Annotated in this window: 25 protein-coding genes; 14 read left to right on the forward strand and 11 right to left on the reverse strand. The window is 70.7% G+C overall.

The features are described from left to right. Position 1 precedes the first annotated feature (1 nt). The 4 genes from ABT130_RS14020 (at position 2) to ABT130_RS14035 (ending at position 3,851) form a co-directional block, all read left to right on the forward strand. A complete protein-coding gene (locus ABT130_RS14020) occupies positions 2 to 175 on the forward strand; it encodes an MbtH family protein (protein WP_350913117.1) in 174 nt (57 codons plus the stop codon). 2 nt (positions 176 to 177) lie between these two features. Next, on the forward strand, positions 178 to 474 hold the full coding sequence (locus tag ABT130_RS14025) for an acyl carrier protein (RefSeq protein WP_350913115.1): 297 nt from the start codon (positions 178 to 180) through the stop codon (positions 472 to 474). 28 nt (positions 475 to 502) lie between these two features. Beyond that, positions 503 to 1,882, forward strand: coding sequence for a condensation domain-containing protein (locus tag ABT130_RS14030; RefSeq protein ID WP_350955632.1), 1,380 nt, complete (start codon positions 503 to 505; stop codon positions 1,880 to 1,882). A gap of 124 nt (positions 1,883 to 2,006) precedes the next feature. After that, on the forward strand, positions 2,007 to 3,851 hold the full coding sequence (locus tag ABT130_RS14035) for a N,N-dimethylformamidase beta subunit family domain-containing protein (RefSeq protein ID WP_350955634.1): 1,845 nt from the start codon (positions 2,007 to 2,009) through the stop codon (positions 3,849 to 3,851). Positions 3,852 to 3,966: 115 nt separating this feature from the next. Here ABT130_RS14035 and ABT130_RS14040 read toward each other — a convergent pair whose 3' ends face one another. After that, the gene (locus ABT130_RS14040) at positions 3,967 to 4,575 is read right to left on the reverse strand and encodes a TetR/AcrR family transcriptional regulator (protein ID WP_350913109.1); all 609 of its coding nucleotides are present in this window, start codon (positions 4,573 to 4,575) and stop codon (positions 3,967 to 3,969) included. 88 nt (positions 4,576 to 4,663) lie between these two features. Between ABT130_RS14040 and ABT130_RS14045 the strand changes: the two genes are divergently transcribed. Together ABT130_RS14045 and ABT130_RS14050 are read left to right on the forward strand one after the other, a co-directional pair. Then, complete coding sequence (locus tag ABT130_RS14045) at positions 4,664 to 6,061, forward strand: MFS transporter (protein ID WP_350955636.1); 1,398 nt, start codon at positions 4,664 to 4,666, stop codon at positions 6,059 to 6,061. 389 nt (positions 6,062 to 6,450) lie between these two features. Then, positions 6,451 to 7,410, forward strand: coding sequence for a C40 family peptidase (locus ABT130_RS14050; protein ID WP_350955638.1), 960 nt, complete (start codon positions 6,451 to 6,453; stop codon positions 7,408 to 7,410). Here ABT130_RS14050 and ABT130_RS14055 read toward each other — a convergent pair. The 3 genes from ABT130_RS14055 to ABT130_RS14065 form a co-directional block, all read right to left on the reverse strand. Beyond that, on the reverse strand, positions 7,349 to 7,663 hold the full coding sequence (locus ABT130_RS14055) for a response regulator transcription factor (protein ID WP_350955673.1): 315 nt from the start codon (positions 7,661 to 7,663) through the stop codon (positions 7,349 to 7,351). The genes ABT130_RS14050 and ABT130_RS14055 overlap by 62 nt on opposite strands. 27 nt (positions 7,664 to 7,690) lie before the next feature. After that, complete coding sequence (locus ABT130_RS14060) at positions 7,691 to 8,335, reverse strand: M15 family metallopeptidase (protein ID WP_350955640.1); 645 nt, start codon at positions 8,333 to 8,335, stop codon at positions 7,691 to 7,693. Between the two features lie 240 nt (positions 8,336 to 8,575). Next, on the reverse strand, positions 8,576 to 9,748 hold the full coding sequence (locus ABT130_RS14065; protein ID WP_350913100.1) for an ROK family transcriptional regulator: 1,173 nt from the start codon (positions 9,746 to 9,748) through the stop codon (positions 8,576 to 8,578). A 207-nt stretch (positions 9,749 to 9,955) separates the two neighbouring features. Between ABT130_RS14065 and ABT130_RS14070 the strand changes: the two genes are divergently transcribed. The 4 genes from ABT130_RS14070 to ABT130_RS14085 all read left to right on the forward strand — a co-directional run bounded on the left by ABT130_RS14070 (position 9,956) and on the right by ABT130_RS14085 (position 14,749). Then, positions 9,956 to 11,293 (forward strand): sugar ABC transporter substrate-binding protein, encoded by a 1,338-nt coding sequence (locus tag ABT130_RS14070; RefSeq protein WP_350913098.1) that lies wholly within the window; start codon positions 9,956 to 9,958, stop codon positions 11,291 to 11,293. Between the two features lie 2 nt (positions 11,294 to 11,295). Further along, positions 11,296 to 12,309 (forward strand): carbohydrate ABC transporter permease, encoded by a 1,014-nt coding sequence (locus ABT130_RS14075; protein WP_350913096.1) that lies wholly within the window; start codon positions 11,296 to 11,298, stop codon positions 12,307 to 12,309. Next, positions 12,306 to 13,187: a carbohydrate ABC transporter permease gene (locus tag ABT130_RS14080; RefSeq protein ID WP_350955642.1), complete on the forward strand. Its 882-nt coding sequence runs from the start codon at positions 12,306 to 12,308 to the stop codon at positions 13,185 to 13,187. The genes ABT130_RS14075 and ABT130_RS14080 overlap by 4 nt, the downstream gene beginning before the upstream one ends. A gap of 107 nt (positions 13,188 to 13,294) precedes the next feature. Next, positions 13,295 to 14,749: a glycoside hydrolase family 3 protein gene (locus ABT130_RS14085; RefSeq protein ID WP_350955644.1), complete on the forward strand. Its 1,455-nt coding sequence runs from the start codon at positions 13,295 to 13,297 to the stop codon at positions 14,747 to 14,749. 29 nt (positions 14,750 to 14,778) lie between these two features. Here ABT130_RS14085 and ABT130_RS14090 read toward each other — a convergent pair whose 3' ends face one another. After that, on the reverse strand, positions 14,779 to 15,900 hold the full coding sequence (locus ABT130_RS14090) for a condensation domain-containing protein (RefSeq protein ID WP_350955646.1): 1,122 nt from the start codon (positions 15,898 to 15,900) through the stop codon (positions 14,779 to 14,781). Between the two features lie 165 nt (positions 15,901 to 16,065). Between ABT130_RS14090 and ABT130_RS14095 the strand changes: the two genes are divergently transcribed. Beyond that, complete coding sequence (locus ABT130_RS14095) at positions 16,066 to 17,577, forward strand: glycoside hydrolase family 3 protein (protein WP_350955648.1); 1,512 nt, start codon at positions 16,066 to 16,068, stop codon at positions 17,575 to 17,577. A 121-nt stretch (positions 17,578 to 17,698) separates the two neighbouring features. On the opposite strand, the gene ABT130_RS14100 is transcribed toward ABT130_RS14095, so the two are convergent. Then, the gene (locus ABT130_RS14100; RefSeq protein WP_350913087.1) at positions 17,699 to 18,877 is read right to left on the reverse strand and encodes an ROK family transcriptional regulator; all 1,179 of its coding nucleotides are present in this window, start codon (positions 18,875 to 18,877) and stop codon (positions 17,699 to 17,701) included. 360 nt (positions 18,878 to 19,237) lie between these two features. Here ABT130_RS14100 and ABT130_RS14105 point away from each other — a divergent pair, with 360 nt between their 5' ends. From ABT130_RS14105 to ABT130_RS14115, 3 genes are all read left to right on the forward strand, one after another. Continuing rightward, positions 19,238 to 20,890, forward strand: coding sequence for a condensation domain-containing protein (locus ABT130_RS14105; protein ID WP_350955650.1), 1,653 nt, complete (start codon positions 19,238 to 19,240; stop codon positions 20,888 to 20,890). A 20-nt stretch (positions 20,891 to 20,910) separates the two neighbouring features. Next, entirely contained in the window at positions 20,911 to 21,360 is a 450-nt protein-coding gene (locus ABT130_RS14110) for an RrF2 family transcriptional regulator (RefSeq protein ID WP_326637143.1), read from the forward strand. A 78-nt stretch (positions 21,361 to 21,438) separates the two neighbouring features. Beyond that, complete coding sequence (locus tag ABT130_RS14115; RefSeq protein ID WP_350955652.1) at positions 21,439 to 22,230, forward strand: Fpg/Nei family DNA glycosylase; 792 nt, start codon at positions 21,439 to 21,441, stop codon at positions 22,228 to 22,230. Here ABT130_RS14115 and ABT130_RS14120 read toward each other — a convergent pair. The 5 genes from ABT130_RS14120 to ABT130_RS14140 all read right to left on the reverse strand — a co-directional run bounded on the left by ABT130_RS14120 (position 22,227) and on the right by ABT130_RS14140 (position 26,234). After that, the gene (locus tag ABT130_RS14120) at positions 22,227 to 22,574 is read right to left on the reverse strand and encodes a helix-turn-helix domain-containing protein (protein ID WP_030904158.1); all 348 of its coding nucleotides are present in this window, start codon (positions 22,572 to 22,574) and stop codon (positions 22,227 to 22,229) included. The genes ABT130_RS14115 and ABT130_RS14120 overlap by 4 nt on opposite strands. A gap of 207 nt (positions 22,575 to 22,781) precedes the next feature. After that, positions 22,782 to 23,285: a CinA family protein gene (locus ABT130_RS14125; RefSeq protein WP_350955654.1), complete on the reverse strand. Its 504-nt coding sequence runs from the start codon at positions 23,283 to 23,285 to the stop codon at positions 22,782 to 22,784. After that, positions 23,282 to 23,887, reverse strand: coding sequence for a CDP-diacylglycerol--glycerol-3-phosphate 3-phosphatidyltransferase (pgsA, locus tag ABT130_RS14130; RefSeq protein ID WP_350913078.1), 606 nt, complete (start codon positions 23,885 to 23,887; stop codon positions 23,282 to 23,284). The genes ABT130_RS14125 and pgsA overlap by 4 nt, the downstream gene beginning before the upstream one ends. A 25-nt stretch (positions 23,888 to 23,912) precedes the next feature. After that, a complete protein-coding gene (gene rimO / locus ABT130_RS14135; protein WP_350955656.1) occupies positions 23,913 to 25,322 on the reverse strand; it encodes a 30S ribosomal protein S12 methylthiotransferase RimO in 1,410 nt (469 codons plus the stop codon). Between the two features lie 216 nt (positions 25,323 to 25,538). Further along, positions 25,539 to 26,234, reverse strand: a complete 696-nt coding sequence (locus ABT130_RS14140; protein WP_451935458.1) for a helix-turn-helix domain-containing protein — start codon at positions 26,232 to 26,234, stop codon at positions 25,539 to 25,541. Positions 26,235 to 26,348 lie beyond the last annotated feature (114 nt).

The raw sequence follows: 26,348 nt of genomic DNA on the forward strand, positions 1-26,348 counted from the left end.
GTTGGACTACCACGTCGTGGTCAACCACGAGGAGCAGTACTCGATCTGGCCGGACGGCCGGGACCTGCCGGACGGCTGGCGGCACGAGGGCGCCCGCGGTACCAGGGAGGACTGTCTCGCCCACATCGACCGCGTCTGGACCGACCTGCGCCCGCTCAGCGCGAGGAGGTCCTGAAGATGTCCGACCGAGTGGTGCCGGGGAGCGTACGAGAGGAGATCGTCATGGTCAGGGAACGGCTGGCGGCGATGGTGGCCTCGGCCTCCGACGGCGCGGTCACGGCCGGGGAGGCGTTGACCGCCACGGTCCCGCTGTCCGCGCTGGGGGTCACCTCCCTGGCGCAGATGCGGCTGATCGACGCGGTGGAGACCGAGTTCGGGGTGGAGATCGACCTGTCGGGCGACGGGCTCGACCTGCTGGACGACCTGGACGCGCTGGAGCGCCACATCGACGAGGCACGGCGCTCGCGCTCCTGACCTCCGACTCCTACAACAGGGGGAGCACATGGACATCCGGTTCTCGGGGAACCGATCGGGGACGGCACCGCTGACCTGGGGGCAGCGCGCCATCTGGGACACGATCCAAAGGACGGCGCCGGACGACCACTACTTCAACTTCGGCCGGGTGCTCGCCGTGCCCCGGCGGGCCAGACCGCTCACCGTGGCGCGGGCCGCCGAGGTGCTGCGCGCGCTGGTGGAACGGCACGAGTCGCTGCGCACCAGGCTGGGCGAGCCCCCGTACGGAACCGCGCGACCGTACCTTCAAGACCCCGCGAAGGCTCACGGGTACGGAGGCGGCGGCACGGAGCCGTGGCAGGTGCTGGAGACCACCGGGGCCGTCCCGGTCACCGTCTCCGAGGGCGACCCCGAGCGGCTGCGGGACACGCTGGCACAGACCGCCTTCGACTACGGGAACGAGTGGCCGCTGCGGATCGGGCTCGTCGTCGAGCGCGGCGAGGTCACCCACATCGTGCTCGTCTTCTGCCATCTGGCCGCCGACGGCCTCGGGGCCGAGGTGGCGGTCACGGACCTGCGGCTGCTCCTGCTGCGCGGCTCCCTGCCGGGCCCGCCCCCGCCCTCACCGCTGGATCTGGCCCGCTGGCAGGGCTCCGAGCGGGGTCTGAAGGTCGCGAGGATCGCCGCCGAACACTGGGAGAGCGAGTACCGGCGCATTCCGCCGACCATGTTCGACCGGCGCGAGGACGTACCCGCGGATCCGCCGATCTGGCGGGCGCGACTCGTCTCGCGGGCGATGGACCTGGCGGTGCGACGGATCGCCGCCGTGCGCGGCACGAGCACCTCGACGGTCCTGCTGACCGCCGCGTCGGTACTGGCCGGGCAGGTGAACGACCACGACGTGTGCGCGATGCTGCCGATCGTGGGCAACCGCTTCCGCGGCGACACGGCCGGCGCCGTCACCACGCTCTCCCAGGAGGGCCTGTTCGTGCTGGACCTGCGCCGGGGCGACTTCACCGAACTGCTGCGCGCGGCCAAGCCCGCCGCGCTGCGCGCCTACCGATCCGCCTACCACGACCCCGCCGAGCGGGACGGGATCACCGAGCGGATCAGCCGGGAGCGGGGCACCCCGATCCACCCGTACTGCTGTTTCAACGACATGCGCTTCGCCGACCAGGTGGACGCCTCCCCCGACGAGCGGACCGTGCGGGACGCGCTGGCGGAGACGACCCTCTCTTGGCCGCTCAGCCAGGAGAGGCTCAACTGCCGGTTCTGCCTGCACGTGACCGGCGAGCCCGGCGGGCTGGGCGTCTCGCTCACCGCCGACACCCGCCACCTGTCCCGCCCCGCGATGGAACGCTATCTCCTCGATCTGGAGTCCCTGCTGGTCGAGGCCGCGTTCCGCGAGGTGCTGGAGCCCGTCGGTTGACTCCTCCGCCACTTCCTTCCCCGGACCAGAACCCGGGTGCTCCCCGCCGGAGGTGCCCGATGACGGTCCACGCCCACCCCGGCCGGCGCCCACCGCCCGGCCTCCTGCCCGGAACCGGAGCCCGATGACGGTCCACGCCTACGCCGAGTCGACGTCCTGCGTCCAGGGCGGCTCACTCCGCTTCCACCTCGCCCGCGCCTCCCGGGCCCCGCTGCGCGGCTCGGTGCTGATCGAGGACGTGGCCACGGACCTGGCGGTGCTCGAAGGGGAGTTCACCGGCCCGTCCTGGACGCTCGACGTCTCCGCCGGCTGGCCCAGCTCGCTCTACCGCGCGATCTTCACCGCCGACGAGGGGGTCTGCGAGGTCTACTTCGTCGTACGGGCCGCCAGGGCCGGCTCGCCGATCCTGCTGTCGATCCCGTTCCCGACCTGGCAGGCGTACAACCGGGCGGGCATCCCCGGCGAGTCCATCTACTGGACCGAGCAGGCCACCCGGGCCTCGCGCGTCTCCTTCGACCGGCCGGGCGGCGGGCCGCCGCCCGAGCGCTGGGAGGAGGGCATGATCCGCTGGCTGGGTCCCGCCGGATACGACGTCGACTACTGCTCCGCCCTGGACCTGCACTCCGGGCGCGAACTGCTGGCCGGCTACCGGCTGCTGATGGTCAGCGGGCACGACGAGTACTGGTCGGCGGGGATGCGCGACAGCGTCGAGGAGTTCGTCGGCCGGGGTGGAAACCTGGCCGTCTTCTCCGGCAACACCTGCTGGTGGCAGTTCCGGCTGGAGGACGACGGGCGCACCATGGTCTGCTACCGCGACGCGGTCGCCGATCCGATGGCCACGGTGAATCCCGCCCTCACCACCGTCGAGTGGTCCAGCGCGCCGGTGAACCGTCCGGAGAACAGCCTGACCGGGGTCAGCTTCCGGCACGGCGCGGGGACCTGGGGTCCGTACATGCGGCTCATGCACGAGGAGTCCTACACGGTCCGCTTCCCCGAACACTGGGTGTTCGAGGGCACCAAGCTGGGCGAGGGCGACACGTTCGGCAGGGGCGCCATCGGCTACGAGACCGATGCCTGCGACTTCACCGAGGTGGACGGCGTGCCGGTGGCCACCGGGCGCGACGGCACCCCGCCGTCCTTCGTCATCCTGGCCACCGCCGACCTGCGGCACTGGCACCGGTACGGTCAGGGCGGCATGGCCACCATGGGCGTCTTCGGCCTCGGCGCCGGGACCGTGTTCACCGCCTCCACCGTGAACTGGGGAAACACCCTGCACGACCCGGCGGTGGAGCGGATCACCCGCAACGTGCTCGACCGGCTCTCCCGCCGCGTCTCCGGCTGGGAGGTGATCGGCCCCGGCGGCTCGATCCGCGCGCTGACCGCGTGCGACTCGCGGCTGTACGGGGTGGGCACCGACGACGCGCTGTACCGCAGGGACGTCTGCGGCCAGAACCTGCGCTGGCGCCGCATCGACTCGGGCGGCGGCGTCGTGGCCATGGCCACCCCGCGCGAGGCGTCCGGCACCAGGCCCGTCGGCCTGTACGGGCTGACCGGCGACGGCCGTCTCGTCTACCGCGACCCGGGCACGCGGGCCCCCTGGGTCACGCTCGGCGACGCCCCGCCGGGCGGGGTGGGGCTGGCCCTGGTGGACGGCGACCTGTGGGCCGTCACCGCCGCCGGCGGGCTTTGGTACCTGCCCCCGGACACCGCGGAGTGGATCCCGGCCGACGAGAGCACGGGCGGACTCGCGGGCGGGCCGACGGGCGCGGTGGCCATGACCGCCATGAACGGCCGCCTCTACGCCGTCGACAGCGCCGATCGCGTCCGCACCCGGCTGCCACTGCCGGGACCCGGCGAGTGGGCCGACCTGTGTTCCGCCGCCGGGAGCACCACCCTCACCGCCCACGCCGGCCGCCTGATCGGCACCACTCCCGACGGCCCACTGCGCTGGCGGACCCCCACACCCTAGGTGTACTGGTCCCGCGGATCCCGCCGCGGCGAGGAACGGCCGGGTGGTACGTCGCGAGGCGAAGGACATGGCAACGACAGGACATCTGGGTGAGAGCGGGGTCTACGCGATGGCGCTACCTCGGTGATGTGTGAAAGTCCGGTGGGGAGGCGACCAGGATCGACTGCGCCGTCGCTATGACGAGGCGGGCGGCATCCCCCCTCTCCAGGCTCCCGGTGCGACTCTCCTCCGCGGCGCCTTTCAGGATGTAGTGCAGGACATTGACCAGCCAGGAGATCGGCAGGTCGATGCGGAACACGCCGTCGTCCTGGCCACGGCGAATGAGTTCTTCGACACGCTGCGCGGGGGCGGCGTGTAACTCACGAACGCGCCCGGCGGGAAGAGCTTTCTGAGCGGCGGTCAGCAACGCCATGGACTCGGCCACCAGGGACCAGCTGGAGCCGAGCAATCGGTCCAGGGCCTCTCGTGCGTCCCCGGTGAGATCGATGGACGACAACGCCTCCTCACCGGCGCGCAGGGCGTCGACCAGGGCGGCCTCGACGAGTTCCGCCCGGGTGCGGAAGTGGCCGTACAGCGTCATCCGGCCCACTCCCGCGGCCTTGGCGATGTCGTCGACGCTCGCGTCCGGATCGCTGCTCAGGCTCTTGCGTGCTGCGGAGACGATGCGGGCGATGCTGCGTTCGGCGTCCGCGCGCCGGCGCGGACCGGCAGAGACGGTAGGCATGCCACCACTCTAACTCGTACGGAGATATACGTGTTACTCTCACGGCTCGAAGTCGTACATTGGCATACGAGTTAGCCGGAGGCCCTCGATGACGCAGCATGAGATCCACGAACCATCTCCACAGGACAGGCCGGCCCATCCGTCGCGATGGCGCATCCTGGCCTTCCTCGGTGTGGCCCAGCTGATGTTGATCCTCGACGTCACCGTCGTGGCCATCGCGCTCCCCCACATCGAGACCGACCTGGGCCTGAGTCGCGAGGCGCTGACGTGGACGGTCAGCGCGTACACGTTGACGTTCGGCGGCCTGATGCTGCTGGGCGGGCGACTCGCCGACCTGATCGGGGCCAGGCGAGTGGTACTCGCCGGCCTGCTGATCTTCACGGCGGCGTCATTGGTGACCGGGTTCGCCGACTCCGCCGGCATGCTGCTGGGCGGCCGCATCGCGCAGGGACTCGGCGCGGCGCTGCTGTCCCCGTCGGCCCTGTCGCTGGTGGTGACCCTGTTCGACGGTGACGAGCGGAACAAGGCGCTCGGTGTCTGGTCCGCGCTCGGCGGTGGGGGCGCGGCCCTCGGCGTGCTGCTGGGAGGGCTGCTCACCGCCGGCCCGGGCTGGCCATGGGTCTTCTACGTCAACGTGCCCATCGGGCTGTTGATCCTCACCGCTCTTGCCCGGATGCTGCCGCACCAGGCCGTGGCCGCGCCTCGGCCCCGGCTAGATGTGCCCGGTGCACTGCTGGTCACCGCCTCGTCCGGCGCCTTGATCTATGCGATCACCCGCGCCGGAGACCACGGGTGGCTCACCGCCACGACCGGGTGGCTCCTGCCGGCGGCCGTGATGGGCTACCTGATGTTCGTGGCCAGGCAGAAGACCGCCAGGTCACCCCTGATGAATCTCACGCTGCTGGCCCGGCGCCCGGTGGCCACCGGCACGTTCCTCATCATGATGGCAACGGCGCTGATGATCGCGGTGTTCTTCCTCGGCACCTTCTACTTCCAGCACGCGCAGGGCTTCGGCGCTCTGCAGACCGGCCTGCTCTTCCTCCCGGTCGCGGTGGCGACGATGCTCGGCGCCAACCTCACCGGCCGGGCCATCGCCAGGGCGGGAGCGCGCCGGCTCGCCGTGACCGGGCTGCTCATCGCCGCGATCGGCATGACCGTGCCCGCCCTGTCGATGCACACCGCGACCGTGGTGGCGGGCACGGCGCTCGCAGCCGCCGGGGCCGGCGCACTCTTCGTCGTCGCGTCAGCGGCCGCTCTGGGCCAGGTGGCCCCGCACGAATCCGGCATCGCCTCCGGCATCGTCAGCACATTCCACGAGTTCGGCGCCTCCATCGGAGCCGCCGCCATCTCCAGCGTCGCAGCGGCCAGCCTGATCGGGGACACGCTTTCGGGGTTCACCAGCGGCTATATCCTCGCCGCGGTCACCGCGGTCGCCGCGGCCCTCGTGGCCGCCGTCCTGACACCCGGCCGAGCCGACACAGGCTGATGAGACACCGCCGAGGCCGGTTCATCCCCCAACGCACCGACCGCACACACTCGGCTGCCCGGCACGACATAGAGTGCCTTCTACTACGGCCGATAGTCATCCTGCTCGCCCAACGACCTCTCACCCTCAGGCGGGCCGGCAGCCGGCGAGGCCCCCGAGCAAGCTTCGAAAATCCGTGTTGAGCAGCGAACGTGCGACAGGGCGCATCGCGGGCGGATCCACAGCCCCGCCCGGACGCCAAGCATGATCGTCTCGCACCGATGCGGAAATACGGAGTAAAGGGTGAATAGCCTGTGCTGCTTCTGTAGCATTTCGCCCGACATCGGGACAAGGAAAGGCATCACACAGTGGCCGTTGCAGGCATGCCGGTGCGAGTCAGACGGATACCTGTGGCGGCGGGAGTCGTGATCGCCGTCCTGCTGTCACCTCTCGACGGAGCGGTCGCCGAGCCACAGCCCAGCCTCTCCCAGGCCAGGGCGAAACTCGCGAAGCTCAATGACCAGGCCGGCAAGATCGTCGACCGCTACAACCTGGCCAACGAGCGCTGGAAGAAGGCCAAGAAGCACTACGACAAGCTGAACAAGGCCTACGGTCAGCAGCGCGAATCAGTCGACGCCCTGCGCCGCAACCTCGTCACGCTGGCCGTCAGCACCTACCAGACCGGCGGGCTGAGCGGCGGGGCGGGGCTCATCTCCAGCGACGACCCACGCTCGCTCCTGAGCGGCATGGCCGCGGTCGACCAGATATCGGCCGGGCACGCGGAGTCGCTGCGTACCTTCGACACCGCCACCCGAGCCCTCAGACTGCAGCACGGCAAGGCCAAGGACGCGCTGACCGAAGCGGACAAGGCGCGAGACACGCTGGCCGCGGAAAGGACCAGGACCAAGCGCCTGATCGCCGAGCAGACGAAGCTGCTGCGCAGGCTCGGCGCCTTCCGGGTCGGCGACCCCAACAGTGCCGGCATCACCTACACCGGCTCGGCCTCCGGCAACGCGAGGACCGCTCTGCAGTTCGCCTACGCGCAGATCGGCAAGCCGTACCAGTGGGGCGGGGAGGGGCCGGGATCGTATGACTGTTCAGGCCTGACGCAAACCGCCTGGCGCAACGCCGGGGTCAGCATCCCCCGCACCACCTGGGAGCAGTGGAGCTGGGGGGCCAACAGACGGGTACCCCTGGATCTGAACCGGTTGCAGCCCGGTGACCTGCTTTTCAGCAAGGGGCTGGGCCACATGGGCATGTACGCGGGCAACGGCAAGATGGTGCACGCCCCGCGGACCGGCGACATCATCAAAGTGGTCGACCTCGACGACTACTGGTGGGGCCGGCTCCTCGGCGCGGTCCGTCCCTGACGCCGCTCCCGTCGACGCCGGACGCTCCGACCCGGCGGTCGAGGCCCGCTTCGCGGGCTCGGATGACGGCGTGGGCGCGGTCGGCGACCTGGAGCCTGGCGAAGACGTCGGACACGTCGTCGCGGACGGTCTTCGGTGACAGGGCCAGGCGCTCGGCGATCCGGCGGTTGGACAACCCCGCCGCGATGAGATCGAGGATCCGGCGTTCGTCTGCGGTGAGCTGCGAGAACGGTTCCTCGACGGCGGGGCGGATCGCGGCCGGACGGGCGAGTGGCCGTGGTCAGGTGGAGGTCGGGCCGTAGACGGCGCAGGGGGCGCCGGTGGTCATGGCCCAGTAGCGGTCGCCGTAGGACCAGTGCCACCACTCGGTGGGATAGTTGACCAGGCCGACCGCCTCCAGGGCCGCGCCGAGGATCTTGCGGTGGTGCCGGGCCTCGGCCGACAGGCCGGGGGCCTCGGTGTAGCAGGCGCCGCCGCTCTGCTCGGGGGTGGCGTTGAGCGGGGTGCCCATGTCGAGCTCGGTCCCGTCCTCGGCGGACAGGGTCAGATCGACCGCCGCTCCCGCGGTGTGCGGGGCGATCTCGACGGGCGAGACGTAGCGGCTCGCCGCACTCCGGAGCTCCGCGGGCGACATTTCCGGAAATGTCGCCCGCAGCTCCGCTGAGTAGTCATCGAAGATCTTTTTCTGGGTCGCCAGTGGCCGGTAGCCCTCCACGACCAGCAGCCGGTATCCCCCGGGAAGCTGCGCCTGCGCCTTCTCCAGCCGGTCCAGCAGCCCGAGCCGCAGGTGGGCGAAGGCCCCCTCGGCGTCGGCGAGCCGCCCGTCCGTCTCCAACCGCCCCCGCACGTCGACCAAGGGCTCACCGGACTCCTCGACGGGGATCGAGGCGACTCGGGCGTCGGAGATCAGCACGATGTCACGCATGACGACAATTCTTCACCAAACACCTGCCGGTTGGAGACCCAGTCCTCCAGAAGGGGTCATGGGCCGGTCTGCGGATCGTCAACTTCGGCCTTCCCGGTAGAGCCGCGCTCCGGAACCCCGCCGGCCTCCGCCGTCGTCCGGGGTCGTCGTCCGGTGTCGTCGTCCGGCAGGGAACCCGCGAGGATCGAGAACGGATCTGCCGCCGGCGTCCTCCAGGCGGAAGAACGTCAGACGGTAACGTCAGACGGTGTCGGAGAACACCTGCTCCCGAGCCTGCTGCAGCGCCGACACCAGCGCGCCGCGCAGCACGGGGTTGCCCCTGACCCGCGAGACCACGACCCTGGGCTGGCTTGGGCAGACCCGGGCCACGGCATCCTGCACCCTGGCGGCGAGCGCGTCCCCGCCCGCCCTGCCGACGTCGCCGCTGAGCACGATCAGCCCGGGGTCCAGGACCACGGCGACCGCGGCGACGCCGACCGCCAGCCGCCCGGCCAACTCGTCCAGAAAGGCCTCGGCACCCTCCGCGACGGCCGTACGGACCCGCTCCCCCACCGGAGTCGCGTCGGCGGCGGAACCGATGCCGTAGGCGCTCGCGAGCCCGGCCACGGCGTCGCCGCCGACCAGGCGCTGGAACGAGCCCGACTGGGGTTCGCTCACGTCGGTGGGGAGCGGCTCGCCCGGGACGGGAAGCCAGCCGATCTCACCCGCGCCGCCGGTGAAACCGCGGTGCAGCCGCCCGCCCAGCATGACGCCGAGCCCCTGGCCGACCCCGGCCCAGACGAGCACGAAGTCGTCGACGCCCAGCGCCGCGCCGTGCGCACGCTCGGCCAGCGCGGCCAGGTTCACGTCGTTCTCGATCGTCACCGGGACGCCGAGGTCGCGACGGAGCTCGGCGAGCACGCCGTTGTGCCAGGAGGGCAGGTCGAAGGAGAACCGCACGTCGCCGGTGCCGGGGTCGACGACGCCCCGGGTGCCGATCACGAAGGCGCGGAGCCGGTCCGCGCCGATGCCCGCGGCCCCGCACGCCTGACCGACCGCACCGCGCACCAGCCGTACCGGATCGTCGTGCCCGCTGGGGTCGGCCGAGACCTCGGCGACGAGTGTGCCGGTGATGTCGGCGATCCCGGCGCTGATCCGGTCGGGGAGCACGTCAAGCCCGACCACGTACGCGCAGGAGGGCACCACCCCGTAGAGCGCGGCGTTGGGGCCGCGCCCGCCGGCCTGCTCGCCGACCACCGCGACAAGGTCTCGCTCCTGGAGCCTGGCGAGCAGCTGACCCGCGGTCACCTTGGAGAGCCCGGTGTGTTCTCCCAGCTCAGCCCGGGTCAGCGGGCCGCTGGACAGCAGAAGCTCCAGCGCCGCGCGGTCGTTGAGCTGGCGCAGCAACCGGGGGGTCCCCGGGCGTGTGGACAAGGCCGTCCTTCCCGTCACGATCCGCTAACGATCGTTTCTTTTAAGAAAGTTTCTTGTTAGTTTATCCCTAGCCAGCCCGCAGGCAAGTGATCGGGACCGCGGGTTGTGACAGTTCCGACAGCTCCCAGTGAGTGCAGAGGGTCGCGGGGACCCCGGCCATAACAGATGAGCGCAAACTCCGGCGAAAGCCTGAAAGGGAGAACTCCAGTGAAGTTCGCGAGAATCGCCACCACGACGGCCACCACGGCCGCCCTCGCCCTGGGTCTCGCCGCGTGTGGCAGCAGCGAGCCCGCCACCCCGGCCGCCGGCTCCGACGCGTCGGCACCCGCCGCGTCCGGACCCAAGTTCGCAGGTCAGACCCTGACCGTCTGGCGCCTCGGCGCTCCGGACGAGAAGCAGAACAAGCTCATGGGCGACCTGAACGCCAAGTTCAAGGAGACCACCGGCGCCGAGGTCAAGCTCCAGTGGGTGCCGTGGCCCGACGCGCAGGCCAAGTGGACCGCCGCGCTCGCCGGCGGCGAGGGCCCCGACGTCACCGAGTTCGGCAACGACCAGGTCGCCGCCTGGGTGGCACAGGACGCGCTGACCGACATCACCGACATCGTCAAGGCCGCCCCCGACTTCCAGCAGATCCCGCAGAACCTGTGGGGCTACGAGACGGTGGACGGCAAGATCTACGCCGCCCCGTGGGGTGGCGGCACCCGCGCCGTCCTCTACCGCAAGGACTGGTTCGAGGACCTGAAGATCGAGGTGCCCAAGACCTGGGAGGAGCTCGTCGAGGCGGGCAAGAAGATCGTCGCCAAGAAGGGCAAGGACGTCGACGGCTTCGCCTTCAACGGCGGCTCCGACGCCAACATGTCGCTCTCCCCGTTCGTCTGGTCGGCCGGCGGCGACTTCGCCGCGTTCGAGGGCGGCAAGTGGGTCGGCAAGCTGACCGAGCCCGGGTTCAAGGAGGGCTTCCAGTACTACACCGACCTGGTGACCAAGCACGGCGTCTCGCGCAAGTCCGCGCTGACCCAGAACTCGGTGGACATCGCGACCCGCTTCGCCAACGGCAAGGTCGGCATGTACGTGACCGGCGGCTGGGACATCACCACGATCAAGGAGCAGAGCGGCGGCAAGGTCGACGACTCGAAGATGTCCTTCTTCTCGCTCCCGGCCAAGGACGGCAGCGGCCCGGCCCCGGCCTTCCAGGGCGGCAACGACATCGCCATCTGGAAGGACACCAAGAACCTCGAACTGTCCGCCGAGTACGTCAAGCTGGCCGCCGGCAAGGAGTTCGGCACCCGCTACGCCAAGGAGGGTGGCCTGCTGCCGCTCTACCCGGAGGCTCTGACCGAGTACGCGTCCGACCCGGTGCAGGCGCCGTTCGCCGAGACCTTCAAGGTCGCCAAGGGCTTCCCGAACGACACCAACTGGGCCGAGGCCAACGACACCAAGGCGGTCCTGCAGAGCGCGGCCCGCTCGGTCATCGAGGGTAAGAAGGACGTCGACACCGCGCTGGCCGACGCCAACAAGGAACTCGAAGAGATCCTGAACCAGTAGTCATGGCGAACACCTCAACCATCGCCCGGGACGGGGGCTCCCCCTCCGTCCCGGCGCGGGGGCACCGAGGCGCCACGCCCCCGCGCAGGTCCGGCGGGCTGCCCGTCCGGGTGGTCCCCTACGCGCTGCTCGTCCCCGGCCTGATCGTCATCGCGGGCCTGCTGCTCTACCCGCTCTTCCAGATGGTCGTCATGTCCTTCCAGAACGTGGGACTGCGGCAGATCCGGGGGGTACCGGCCGAGTCCGTGGGCCTGGAGAACTACCAGAAGCTCATCGAGTCCGAGCTGTTCTGGACCTCGCTGCGTAACACGGTGGTCTTCGCCGTCGTCACGGTGGCGCTCACCCTGCTGCTCGGCACGCTGGTCGGCCTGCTCCTGCACAAGCTGGGCAAGAAGATGTCGACCTTCCTGATCATCGGCATCATGGCCGCCTGGGCCACCCCGCAGATCGCCACCGCGATCATCTGGCGCTGGCTGTTCGACGCGGAGTCCGGGGTCATCAACTGGGCGCTCAACGCGCTGCCCGACTGGTTCTCCTCCCTGCTGTTCGGCCGCTCCGACTGGACCGGCGAGCCGTGGCTGAACGACGCGTTCACCATCTACCTGGTGCTGATCATCGCGGTGGTCTGGGCGTCGTTCCCGTTCATCGCGGTCTCGGTGCTGGCCGGGCTGAAGAGCATCTCCAAGGAGCTGTACGAGGCGGCCAGGGTGGACGGCGCCTCCGCGTGGCGGATCTTCTGGAAGATCACCTTCCCGCTGCTGAAGCCGGTCTTCGCGGTGCTCACCGTGCTCTCGGTGATCTGGGACTTCAAGGTCTTCACCCAGCTGTTCGTGCTGGCGGGCGGCACCTCCAACCGGGAGGCGTTCAACCTGTCGCTGTTCGCCTTCACCCAGGCCTTCAGCGCGCCGCCCAAGATGGGCATGGGCGCGGCCATCGCGGTGGTGCTGACGCTGATCCTGCTCTTCATCACCTTCTTCTACGTCCGCCAGATCGTGAAGACGGAGGACGTGCGATGACGACGTACGGCAGACGCGGGCCGCGGGGAAATCTCCGGCAGCGTAAGCGACTCGGCAACATCGGCCTGAACACCGCGGCCATCCTGGTGTTCCTGTTCGCGGTCTTCCCCGTCTACTGGATGGTGAGCACCGCCTTCAAGAGCAGGCAGCAGATCTTCACGACGGACTTCATCCCCTTCCCCACCGATCCCACGCTCGAACACGTGCGGCGGGTCTTCACCGAGGGCATCGCCGGCCACTCCATCTGGCACTATCTGCTCAACAGCTCCATCGTGGCCCTCGGCACCGTGCTCATCGGCGCGGTCTTCTCGCTGCTGGCGGCGACCGCGGTGGCCCGCTTCCGCTTCCGCGGGCGCACCTCGTTCCTGATCCTGCTGCTCATCGTGCAGATGGTCCCCGGCGAGGCACTGCTCATCCCGCTGTTCATGATGGTCAGGCGGGCCGGGCTGTACGACCAGCTCCTCGGCCTCGTCGTGGTGAACGTCGCGATGACGCTGCCGTTCGCCATCTGGATGCTGCGCACCTTCGTCGCGGCGGTTCCCAAGGAACTGGAGGAGGCGGCCTGGATCGACGGCGCGAGCCGGTTCGCCACCTTCTGGCGGGTGCTGTTCCCGCTGGTGGCCCCCGGCCTCGTCGCGACCAGCATCTTCTCGTTCATCACCGCGTGGAACGAGTTCGTGTTCGCGCTGACGCTGATCGGCGACCAGGGCAACTACACCATGCCCGTGGCGCTGCGCTACTTCGTCAGCCAGCGGGCGGTGGACTGGGGCGGCATCATGGCCGCCTCCACCCTGATGACCATCCCGGTCATCGTCTTCTTTCTCCTGGTGCAGCGGCGGATGGTCTCCGGGCTCGTCGCGGGCGCCGTCAAGGGCTGATCCCCCATCGGTGCTGGTACGGCTCGCACCCACAAGGCGCGAGCCGTACCAGCCCTGTTTGTTCCATGTCCGCTCCCCTACATCTCAGGTAAGGAACACCTACCGCCATGTCTGAGCTCATCGCGGATCGCGGCGATCAGGGGCTGCGTCGTCTCGCGGCCGGCACTCTGCTCGCCGCGTTCCAGGGCACCGAGGCACCCGAGTGGGTCCTGCGGGAGCTGGAGAACGGTCTCGGCGGCGTCACGCTCTTCGGCTTCAACGTCGCCGACGCCGCGCAGCTGTCCACCCTCACCTCCCGGCTGCGTGAGACAAGCGACCCGGTCATCTCACTGGACGAGGAGGGGGGCGACGTCACCAGGCTCGCCTACCACGTCGGCAGCCCGTATCCCGGCAACGCCGCCCTCGGCGCCGTGGACGACGTCGAGCTCACCCGGCGGGTCTACCGGTCCATCGGCGACGACCTGGCCCGGTGCGGCGTCAACCTGGACATGGCCCCGTCCGCGGACGTCAACACCGCCGAGGACAACCCGGTGATCGGCACCCGCTCGTTCGGGGCTCAGGCCGCGCTCGTCGCCCGGCACACCGTCGCCGCCGTACACGGCCTGCAGTCGGCGGGCGTGGCCGCCTGTGTCAAGCACTTCCCAGGCCACGGCGCGACCCAGCAGGACTCCCACCTGGAGGTCCCACTCGTCGACGCCTCCGCCGAACTGCTACGCGAGCGCGAGCTCGTGCCGTTCCGCGCCGCGATCGAGGCCGGAACCAGGTCCATCATGACCGCGCACGTGCGTGTCCCCGCCGTCACCGGCGGGCTCCCCGCGACGCTCTCCCCCGCCACCCTGACCGGCCTGCTCCGCGGCGAGCTGGGCTACGACGGTGTGATCGTCACCGACGCCCTCGACATGCGGGCCGTCACCGACACCTACGGCCTGGCAGGCGGCTCGGTGCTCTCCCTCGCCGCCGGAGCCGATCTGCTCTGCCTCGGCCCGATCCCCACCGAGGACGACGTCCACCGGATCCTGGACGAGATCGTCGCCGCCGTACTGGACGGGCGGCTGCCCGCGACCCGCCTGGAGGAGGCCGCCGAGCGGGTGTCCGCCCTGCGCGCCTGGTTCGGCACGCCCCGCACGGGTGAGGCCGAGCGGGACGTGATCGGCCTCACCGCCGCCCGCCGCGCGGTCAGCCTCACCGGCTCGGCGCCTCCCCCGGTCGACCCGCTGGTGGTGGAGGTGGACACCCCGCCGACCATCGCGGTCGGCGACGTGCCGTGGGGTTTCACGCCGCTGCTGCCGCGGGCGGAGGTGCTGCGGGTCAAGCCGGAGGCCGCCGACGTGCCGGGCATCCTGGAACGCGCCTCGGGCCGCTCCCTGATCGTCGTCGTCAAGGACGCCCATCGCTACGAGGCCAGCAAGTCGGTGATCTCCGCGCTACTGGCCGCCCGCCCCGACACCACGGTGGTCGAGATGGGCCTGCCCATCTGGCGCCCCGAGGGCGTGACCTACGTGGCCACCTACGGCGCCGCCCGCGCCAACGCGCAGGCCGCCGCCGAACTCCTCGGCGTCTGAGCGCCCGTACTCCTGTCCCCGCCCCGAGCCTAGGAAGGCTCGGGGCGGGATGGCTCCAGCAGTTCCGAGACCTTCGCGCCGGGTTCCGCGGCGAGGGCGCGCAGCAGCGCGCGCAGGTGACCCGCGATCTGGGACACGTCGTCGTGACCGATCACGGCGGGGTTGAAACGGAGGCCGAGGGTGAGACTCCGCTCCGCGTCCACGGCCTGGACGTGCAGCGCGCCGTGGGCCACCCCGTTGAAGACGGTCCACTCCACCCCCGCCCCGATACCGGGGAACTCCGGGACGGCCGCCCTCCTGCGGTAGCTGAACAGCACCGGTGAGGCGGGCGGCTCCGGCGGCGCGTGCCGGAACCGGTACATGGCGTGGAGCTCGGCCCGGACCGCGCGCAGGTAGGCGGGGAACTCCTCGTCAGGGCCGGGGTGCGGGGCGAACGGCACCCGCGCGACGAACGACCCGATGCGCTCGCGCGTCCGGCAGGTGCGGGTCCCGAGGTCGAGGGCGAGCGGCGAGGCGACGGTGCCGTAGCCCCGCAGCAGCACGCCCACGGCCGCCAGGAGCAACTCGAACCTGGTCGCGCCGAGAATCGCGGCGGCCTCGGTGAGGGCGCCGGACTCCGCGGCGCCGAACACCATCTCGACGATCTCACCGGGGCCGGTGCCGTGCGGGACGGCGCGCAGGCCGGGCAGGACCGGTTCTGCGGGCTCGCGCTCGCGCTCCCTCCAGAACTCCTCGGCACCGTCGGGCCGTTCCGGGTCGCACGTCGCGGACGGCGTACCGTCCGGCGGCGGGAGGGGCGCACGCGAGAAGTAGGCGTCGGCCAGGTCGCGGACCAGGAGGTCCTTGGAGCCGGCGTCGAACACCCGCCCATGCGCGGTGAAGAGCAGCCGGACGCGCTCGGGCCCCACCCGGACGAGCGTGAACCGGGCGAGCGGGCCACGCTCCAGGTCGAACGGGCGGGTGGCCTCGGCCGCCGCGACCCCGGGGTAACCCTCGGGGGTCGACTCCGTACGGGTGACCCTGACCCGGCCGAGCACCGGGTGCCGGCCGGCCACGGCGGCGCACGCGCCCAGTAGCGCCGGAGTGTCGACGGGACCGTTCAGGTGCAGCGCCAGCGGGATTCCCCGCAGGTCGAAGGGGGTGTGCGCCATCCTGTCCTGCTCCCTCGTGGGTGACCTCTCCTCGGATGGGCGCCGGGGCCCGAGCCCCGGCGGGCAATTATTAGGAAAGTTTCTTTTTTATTTATGCCTCCCGAATGCTACACATGTGGTACGCCTGAGACAAGCGACGTGTGACGAACCAAGCCGGAGGCGTTGATGATCGTTCGTGGCGGCCGGACGGGCGGGCCGAATGGCGCGAGCCCCGAACTGGCCGAGCTTGCCGACACCGTGCTGCAACCCGGATTCGTGGGCGTGGAGGCGCCCGACTGGCTGCGGAGGCGGCTCGCCGGGGGGCTCGGCGGGGTCGCGCTCTACTCCCGGAACCTCGTGGACGGCGAGCAGGTCAGAACGCTGACCGCCGCCCTGCGCGCGGAGAATCCCGATGTGGTGATCGCCACCGACGAGGAGGCGGGCGACGTCACCCGGCTGGAGGCGCTCACCGGCAGCTCGCGCCCCGGCAACCTCGCACTCGGCGCGGTGGACGACCCCGGGCTGACCGAGCTGATCGCCCGAGAGGTCGGGCTGGACATGGCCGCCGCGGGCATCAACCTCAACTACGCCCCCGTGGTCGACGTCAACTCCGACCTGGACAACCCCGTCGTCGGCACCCGCGCGTTCGGCACCGACCCCTGGCTGGTCGCCCGGCACGCCCGCGCCTGGGTCACCGGCCTCCAGTCCGCCGGGGTGGCCGGCTGCGCCAAGCACTTCCCCGGCCACGGCGCCACCGCCGTCGACTCGCACGACGACCTGCCGACCGTCGCCTACTCGGCCGAGGAACTCGCGGCCACCACGCTCCCGCCCTACCGGGCCGTCATCGAGGCCGGGGTGCGGGCCGTGATGACCGGCCACCTGCTCGTCCCCGCCTACGACCCCGACTCTCCCGCCACCATGAGCGGCCGCATCCTGGTCGGGCTGCTCAGGGAGGAACTCGGCTTCGACGGGCTGATCGTGACGGACGGCGTGGAGATGCCCTCGGTCGCCGGGCGGTACGGCGTGACCGGGGCGGCGGTCCGCGCCCTCGCCGCCGGGGCCGACGCGATCTGCGTGGGCGGCGAGCGCAAGGGGCCCGGAGTGGTCGGCTTCATCCGCAACGCCATCATGGCCGCGGTGGCCGACGGCACCCTTCCCGAGGAACGCCTGGCCGAGGCCGCCTCCCGGGTCCGCCGCCTGGCCGCCTGGTCCGCCGCGCGACGCCGGACGGCCGGGGCGGCGGACCCGGGAGGCGGACCCGCCGGTCTCGCCGCGGCCAGGCGGGCCCTGCGGGTCCGCGGCGACGGGCTCCCGCTGCCCTCGGCGCCGCAGGTGATCGAGCTCGTCTCCGAGACGAACATCGCCGTCGACCGTGCCACCCCGTGGGGCGTCGCCTCGCCGCTGGCCGCGCTACTGCCGGGCACGACGGCTCTCCGGCTCGGTGCCGAGGACGCGCTCCCGCCGCCCGCCGCCGGGCGCCCGCTGGTGATCGTGGTCCGCGACGCCCACCGGCACGCCTGGGTCGCGGACCGCCTGGGCGCCTTGCTGTCACGCCGCCCCGACGCGATCGTGGTGGAGATGGGGCTGCCCGGTCCGGCCACCCCCGGTGCCACGCACATCACCACCCACGGCGCGACCGCCGCCTCGGGCCGGGCCGCCGCCGAACTCCTGGCGGGCCACCACCGGCCGCGGAACTAAAGCGTGTTTTGTGGATCTTTCCGCCTATCGCGGTCGCCCGGACGGATGCCCCGCGGCGTTGTCGTCGCGGGGCATCCGTCCGGCCATTCCGCAGCGCAGGCGAAGATCCACAAAACACGCCTCAGGAGGCGAAGATCTCCTCCCGGGCCTGCTCCAGAGCCGCTATGACGGCCCCGCGCAGCACCGGGTTGCCGGTCACCTCGCTGGCCACCACCTGCGGCCGGACCGGGCAGCTCCTGGCCACCGCCTCCTCGATCCTGAAGGTGAGCGCGTCACCTCCGGCCGTACTGACCTCGCCGGCGAGCACCACGAGCCCGGGGTCGAGCACGACGCACACCGACGCCACGCCCAGCGCCAGCCGCCCGGCGATGTCGTTGATCAGAGGCTCTCCCCGCTCCCCCGCCGCGACCGCCGCCGCGACACACTCGGCGGCGCTCTCCCCCTCGAAGCCGTACGTCGCGGCGAGTTCGGCGACCGCCTCGGCGCTGACCAGGGACTGCAGGCCACCGGCGAGCGACGGCAGCCTGCCGGGCACGGCCCGCACGTCCTCGGCCAGCGGCACGCCGGGCACCGGCAGGTAGCCGATCTCACCCGCGCTGCCGGACCGGCCGCGGTGCAGCCGCCCGCCGAGCACGACACCGAGGCCGATGCCGCGGCCCACCCACAGGAGCACGAAGTCGTCGACCTCGCGGGCGGCACCCAGGGTGCGCTCGGCGATGGCGACGAGGTTCACGTCGTTCTCTATCCTGACGTCGCGGCGCAGGTCGCGGGCGAGCGCCTCGTGGATGCCCTCGTGCCAGCCCGGCAGGTCGAAGGAGAACCGCACGTCGCCGGTGCGGGGGTCGACCACGCCCGGAGTGCCGATGACGACCGCGCGCAGCTTGGAGAGCGCGACCTTGGCGGACCGGCAGGCCTTGACCACCCCGCTGTGCACCAGAGCGACCGGATCCTCATGCCCGTTCGGCGCCACCCGCACTTCGGCGACGATCTCCCCATGGATATCCGCGATGGCGGTCGTGACGAATTCCGGGCCGACATCCAGGCCCGCCACATAGGCCGAGGAGGAAATAATCCCATAAAGCGCGGCATTAGGCCCGCGGCCCCCCGCCTGCTCCCCCGCCACCTCCACCAGGCCGCGCCCTTCCAGACGGGCGAGCGTCTGGGACGCCGTCACCTTGGAAAGACCCGTGAGCTCCCCGATCTGCCCCCGCGTCAGCGGCCCGGAGGCGAGCAACAGCTCCAGGGCGGCCCTGTCGTTGATCTCCCTCAATAGCCTGGGCACGCCAGGACGTCGCTCCATACGCATGCTCTCTTGTTCGCCGTTTCCCCGTCGCAATTACATTCAAGCAAGAATAACGGTTCTATTCATTAATAAGACTTCCTGATAGTTTAGCCCGGCGGAGGCCCGGCGGAGGTGCGCGAGGGTCCCCCGCCACGCCGCGGTCCCGCCTACCGCCCCGTCCTCCAGGATGGGCCCCTCCGGTTCTCGCGTGCCGCCCGCACACCGTCGCCCAGGAGTCGGCGAACCACCGCGAATCCAGAAAATCAAGGGCTTGCGACGTCGACACGGCGCGTGGAACACTCCCGGAAATGGTAAAGATTCTTTTCAGTAAGCCCCTGGCCGACCGGTGACGAGGCAGGTCTCGACATGGATACCGTCATGAGGATCGCGGCCGACTACACGGGGCCACAGGACCGGCAGGGGCCCGTGACCATGGGCCAGGCCAACATGGCGCGTTGCGTGCTCCGCGACCCGCCGCTGCACATGAACTTCCGCGTCACCAGGCGCCTCCCCGGGAGAAGGTCCCTGCCCGCCGTCGCCGAGGCGATCGGGCGGCTGCTCTCCCGGCACGAGGGACTGCGGGCCACCATCCACTCCGGCGTCCAGGTCGTGGCCGGTTCCGGCTCGCTGCCCGTCGGGGTGCACAGTGCCGGGACCGGCCTTGCGGACGAGGTCGCCGAGGATGTGGGCCTGCGGATGCAGGGCACCCGGTTCGATCTGGAGGACGAGCTTCCGATCCGGGTCGCCGTGATCACCGAGGGCGAGGACCCTCGCCTGGTGGTGTTCGTCCTGCCCCACACCTCGGTCGACGCCATCGGCCTGGCCACCCTCATGAGGGAGTGGGAGCGCCTGATCCGGGGAATCGCCGTACCGGCGCCGTACCCGATGCAACCGCTGGACCTCGCGGCCGCCGAGAGCACCCCCGCGGCCCTGCGCCGGACCGAGGCGGCGCTGCGGTACTGGGAGAGCGGCCTGCGGCGGGCACCGCAGTCGATGTTCACGGTCGACGAGAGCGCCGACGCCGACGCGATCCGCCCCCGGTTGCGGGTCCGCTCGGCGCCGGCGGCCAAGGCGCTGGGAGCCATCGCGAGCCGTACGGGGGCCAGCCGATCGGCGATCACACTCGCCGCGCTGGGCGTCCTGATCGGCCTGTGGAACACGCAGCGAACCTGCGTGATCGCGTCGCTGGCGAGCAATCGGGTACGGCCCGAGCTGCGCGACTACGTCGGGCCGCTGGCCCAGGACGCGCTGATCACCGCGGAGCTGGACGCCCCCACCTTCGACGAGGCCGTCCGCCGCTTCCGTGGCGCCTCCCTCTCCGCGTACCAGCACAGCCGTTTCGACTCCACAGCGCTCTGGGAGGTGATCGAGGCGGTCAACGCCGAGCGGGGGGTGAACTTCGCCCGTGACTGCGTCTTCAACGACATGAGCGGTGTCACCGCCTCCGAGCCGGAACCGGCGCCCGCCGCCGAGGTCGAGTGCGACTGGCTGCCGGAGGCCTCGCTTCCCGCACACCTCGCGCTCTGGGCCAACCGGCTGGAGGAGGTGGTGGATCTGACGCTCTGGATCGATCCGCGAGTGATGAGCCGGGAGCAGGCGGAGGGCTTCGGGACCGGGCTCGCCCGGCTCCTGATCGCGGCCGGAGGCGGGGATGTCCAAGCTTGCGACATTACGAATATATCGGGAATTTCGCCTATCGAGCGTGATGCGGACTGGATCTACACCGACTCCTGCTGGGTGAGCCTCCGCGCGGTGGAGCGGCTCGTCGGTGAGGCGGTCCAGGGAAGGCCCCATCTCGTGGCACGCACTCCGGACGGGCTTCTGACCTGCCACGTCACCTCAGGAACCGCCGAGGAGATCCACGCGGCCTGCCTCGCCCTGCTGCCGGGCCGCACCTCCGCGATGGCCCCCCACCGCTACGTCGTGCACGCGCCGGGACCCACCGGCGCGTCGCCGTACGGCCCCGTCCTCACCGAGGGCGACGGACGCCGTCCGACGTCTCGGTGGACCTCGCGCGTAAGTAACCAATAGCAGGCGGGATAATCGGTTACATGCGCCTATCCGCTCGTGTCGACTATGCCCTCCGTGCCGCCGCCGAACTCGCCGCCGCAGGTGATGGCCCCACCACGGTAGGGGAGCTGGCCAAAGAGCAGGACATGCCTCCCAAGTATCTTGAGAACATCCTGCTCCAAATGCGCCGCGCCGGGCTGGTCCGCGGCCAGCGTGGCCCCGAGGGGGGCTACGTGCTGGCCCGCCCGCCCGCCGAGATCAGCCTGGCCGATGTGATCCGTGCCGTTGACGGCCCACTTGCCAACGTCAGAGGGGAGCGGCCCGAGCACGTCGGCTACCGGGGTCCCGCCGAGTCGCTGCAGCAGGTCTGGATCGCGCTGCGCGCCAGTGAGCGGGCGATCCTGGAAGAGGTCACGCTTGAGAACGTGGCCACCGGGGCCCTTCCCGAGCGGGTTCGCAGCCTGTCCGCCGACCCCGCGGCCTGGGACTGACCGTGCCGCCCGCGACGTCCCCCGTGATCGTGCCGGTACCGCCTACCCGCGGCCGGCACGTGTCTCCCGGCGGGTGCCATGCCCGAGGGTGACGTCGTCCACCAGGCCGCACTGCGGCTCTGCCGGGCACTCGACGGGCGGACGCTGACCCGCTCGGACTTCCGTGTGCCGCGCCACTCCACGGCCGACCTCACCGGGCGTGCGGTGCTGGAGACCGTCTCACGCGGCAAACACCTGCTCACCCGCGTCGAAGGTGGCCTGACCGTTCACACCCATCTGCGGATGGACGGGAGCTGGCAGATCTCGCCCTCGGGGCGGGGACTGCCCCGGGGCGACGTCGTCCGCCTGGTGCTGGCCAACGCGGAGTGGCAGGCGGTGGGGGTCCGGCTGGGCATGGTCGACCTGGTCCGAGCCGAGGAGGAGGGGCGGCTCGTCGGGCATCTCGGACCCGACCTGCTCGGAGAGGACTGGGACGAGGCCGAAGCCGTACGGCGGCTGGCGCGGCGGCCCGAGACGAGCATCGGGGTCGCGCTGCTCGATCAGCGCAACCTGGCGGGAATCGGCACCATCTATCGCGCCGAGACGCTTTTTCTCACCAGGGTGTGGCCGTGGCGACCGGTGGGTGCGGTAAAGGATCTGGAGGCGATCGTTTCGCTCGCGCGACGGTTGATGGACGCGAACAAGGAACGCCCGAGCAGGACCACGACGGGCGACCCCCGTCCGGGACGGGGCACCTGGGTCTACGGCAGGGCCGGGCGGCCTTGCCTGCGCTGCGGGCATCGGATCAGTCGCGGGGAGATGGGGGCACAGCCGCAGGAACGGCTGATCGTCTGGTGCCGTCACTGCCAGCCGGAAGAACCGACCAGCTAGGCGGCGACCATGTCGTTGACCTCGGGGAAGACGGAATCGGGCACGGTCTCGGGAATCGGCAGACGCTCCCGCTCGGGGACATCGCCCGCCAGCACCGGAGCGTGCTGGAGTTCGGCCAACGCGAACTGGTCGGAGACCTCACGGAGAACCTGTGAAAGCGGCACGCCCAGGGCACCGCAAATCGACGCGAGCAGCTCCGAAGAGGCCTCTTTCTGCCCACGCTCCACCTCGGACAAGTAGCCAAGAGAAACCCGAGCCAGTGTGGACACCTCACGCAGGGTGCGACTCTGCCGCACCCTCAGCCGCCGCAGCACGTCACCGAGCAGCTGACGCAGCAGGACCATCTGTCGCTCCCTCCCCGGCGCGGATGCCTTCGCGACACTCCGCGCTATCGGTTCGTGCCGCCCGTTCTTCGAACGCGACCCTTGGTACATACTCCTCGCCGTCATCATCGCTTGACCTTTACCTCACTCACAGTTCCACCGTACCTGTATCCACCGACACCGCGGCAGACCATGGGGAGCATGTTCGCTGGGGACGTAACGCGGTAATCACCCGGAATGTTCCCCCAGGTTCGCCTCCAGCACACCTCGGAGAAGGTCTACGGCCTCATTCACCGTCGATTCCCGGATCTGCTCACGAGTCCCCGCGAGTTGCGGATCCCGGTGCCATACCCGTCCGTCCGGACCACTAACGGCGAGATGAACCGTACCGACCGGTTTACCATCCTGTGGTTCGGGACCGGCCACACCGGTGACGGCCAGACCGTAGGTGGAGCCGGCCAGGAGGCGCACCCCGGTCGCCATGGCGGCGGCGACCTGCGGGTGCACGGCGCCCTCGCGGTCGAGCAGGTCCGCGGGGACGTTCAGCAGCCGCTGCTTGAGCTCGCTGGAGTAGGAGATGACCCCTCCCAGGAAGGCCGCGGAGGCTCCCGGCGGCTCTGTGAGGGCCGCTCCGATCAGCCCGGCGGTCAGTGACTCGGCCACCGCCACCGTCTCGCCCCTGCGGACGAGAAGGGAGAGGACCGTGGTCGTCGCGAGCAGGCGGTGGCTCATACGGCCCGCGCCCGCTTCGCGACCTGCCTGAGCTTGATCGCCCGGATCACGTAGTCAAGGCCGGTGCCGACGGTGACGACGGCCGCCGCTCCCATGACGACCCAGCGGATCGGGTCGGGCACATCCGGCCAGATGTAGGAGACGATCGCAGCGATCTGCAGGACGGTCTTCACCTTCCCACCGTAACTGGCCGGGATGACGCCGTGCCGGATGACCGCGAACCTCAGCGCGGTGACGCCCAGCTCCCTGCCCAGGATCACGATGGTGACCCACCAGGGCAGTTCCCCCAGCACCGACAGGCTGATCAGTGCGGCACCGATGAGGGCCTTGTCGGCGATCGGATCGGCGATCTTCCCGAAATCGGTGATCAGGCCGTAGCGGCGGGCCAGCTCGCCGTCGAGCAGGTCGGTGAGCGAGGCCACCATGAAGACCACCAGCGCGGCCACCCTCCAGCCGGATCCCGGCAGGAAGAGGCAGGCCGCGAAGAACGGAACCATCGCCAGTCGTATCACCGTCACGACATTGGCGATGTTCCAGGCGCTCACCTTGGGGCGCGCGGGTGTCGCTGTCGAGTCGGTGCCGGTCTCTGGCGTGTTGGTCATACGCTCTCCCGGCCCGGTGGCGCGTTCATGGGGCCGCCTTGATGCGGGCGATCAGGTCGACCCCCTCCGAGTCGACCACGACGGCCCGGACGATCTGGCCGGGGACCAGCCCGATGCCCTGGACCGTCACCGAGCCGTCGACCTCGGGCCCCTGGTGGGCGGCGCGCCCCTCATAGCCGCCGTCGCCCAGGTCCTCCTCGATCAGGACGTCGACCTCGGTGCCGATCCGCTCCTCGGCCCGCTGGGCCATGAGCTCCTCGGCCAGCTCGGTGAGCGCGGACACCCTGGCGTCGACGATCTCCTGGTCAAGCTTGCCCGGGAGCGAGGCCGCCTCGGTGCCCTCCTCGTCGGAGTAACCGAAGATGCCGATCACGTCGAGCCTGGCCTGCTCCAGGAAGCCCACCAGCTCACCGAACTCCTCCTCGGTCTCGCCGGGGAAGCCCACGATGAAGTTGGAGCGCACACCCGCCTCGGGGGCGTGGGCGCGGATCGACTCCAGGAGGTCGAGGAAGCGCGCGGGGTCACCGAAGCGGCGCATCCGGCGGAGCACGGGACCGCTGGCGTGCTGGAAGGACAGGTCGAAGTAGGGGGCCACCCCCTCCGTCGAGGAGATGATCTCCAGCAGCCCCGGGCGGAGCTCGGCGGGCTGCAGGTAGCTGACGCGCACCCGTTTGATGCCCTCGGTCGCGGCGAGCGAGGGCAGCAGCTTCTCCAGCGCCCGCAGGTCGCCCAGGTCCTTGCCGTAGGAGGTGGAGTTCTCGCTGACCAGCACCAGCTCCTTGACGCCCTGCTCGGCCAGCCAGGCGGCCTCACCGAGGAGTTCCTCGGAGCGGCGCGAGACGTACGCCCCGCGGAAGGCGGGGATGGCGCAGAACGTGCAGCGCCGGTCGCAGCCGGAGGCCAGCTTCAGCGAGGCCACCGGCCCTTCGCCCAGGCGCTTGCGGAGCGGCCGGGGACCACTGGCGGGTGCCAGGCCCTCGGGCAGCTCACCGTGGCCGGGAATGGCGGTCTTGGGGGCGGCGGCACGCTCCACCGGCGAGATGGGCAGCAGGGTCCTGCGGTCACGGGGGCTGTGCGGGACGAGCGGCCTGCCCGCCAGCACGTCGTCGAGGCGGGTGCCGATCTCGGTGTAGTCGTCGAAGGAGATGACCGCCGCGGCCTCGGGCAGCGCCTCGGCGAGCTGGTCACCGTACCGCTCCGCCATGCAACCCGCGGCGACCACCTTGGCCCCGGAGTCGGCCGCGGCGAGCAGCGTGTCGATGGAGTCCTTTTTCGCTGAGTCGATGAAGCCACACGTGTTGACGACGACGACGTCGGGATCGTCGTCGCCCAGCTGCCAGCCGGCAGCCTCAAGACGAGCGGCGAGCTCTTCGGAGTCGACCTCGTTGCGTGCGCAACCAAGTGTGATCAGCGATGCGGTTCGGCGGGATGACATGGTGAACACTACGGTATCGGGAGTTGGCCACTACCCGATGCACCTCCCCCACTCCAGCACCGCCGCATCCCCGTCCGCCTCGGACATCCCGCCGTGAAGACGGGAGTCCGGAAGATGAGGACCACCGCGCCGACCAGGGACGTTCACCCGACCGGGTGATCCACGAGCCTGGCCGGGGCCGTCGCCGCGACCCCGGCAGAACTCCCGGTCGCCGCGTCAGCGCTCCTTGGCGGCGGGGGCGTCGTAGGAGCGGTTGACGATCTGCCCCGGGCTCCCCGGGGCACCCAGGTTCTTGCCGTTCACCTTCAGGGTGAACGCCCCCCCGTCGCCGAAGGTGACCCTCATCCTGTCCTTCGCCTTCCAGGTCGAGGTCTTGCCCTCCTTGAGCGTTCCGGAGAAGAGCCTCTTGCCGCCCGCGTCCTCCACGTCCAGCCAGGAGGTGCGCTCCGCCCTGACCTGGAGGACGACCATGTCCTTGCGCTTCTTCTCGGCCAGGGACGCCGCCCGGCCCGGTGAGCCGGGAGCGCTGCCGGCCGGCGGCGGCAGTGCGGCGGGCACCGGCACGGGATGGCCGTCCGCTATGGGCGTGTCGCCCCCGCCCATGGTCCGCACCACTCCGAAGATGACCACGATGCCCAGCGCCACCGCCATGGCCGTCGTCCAGTTGGGCGAGCGGCGCTCACGGATCTTCAGTGGCATGTCGGCCTGGAAGACACTGGAGGCCCGCACCGGCAGCGGAACACCCCCGTGCTGCTCGTCGTAGCGGTGCACCAGCGTCTCCGGATCGAGCCCGACGACCTTGGCGATGTTTCTTATATGGCCCCGCGCGTAGAAATCACCCCCGCACTGGGAGAAGTCGTTCCTCTCGATCGCCTGGATGAGCACCTCGCGGATGCGTGTCCGCGCGCTCAACTGCCCAACGGTCATCCCCATCGACCGCCTGGCATCCGCCAGATCGCTTCCAATGCCCATGGCGCACGCCCCTCAGCCCCCGACGTTGCGTAGCGATCCCCATTCAATCAGTAA

Source organism: Streptosporangium sp. NPDC001681 (assembly GCF_040298085.1).
Taxonomy (GTDB): domain Bacteria; phylum Actinomycetota; class Actinomycetes; order Streptosporangiales; family Streptosporangiaceae; genus Streptosporangium.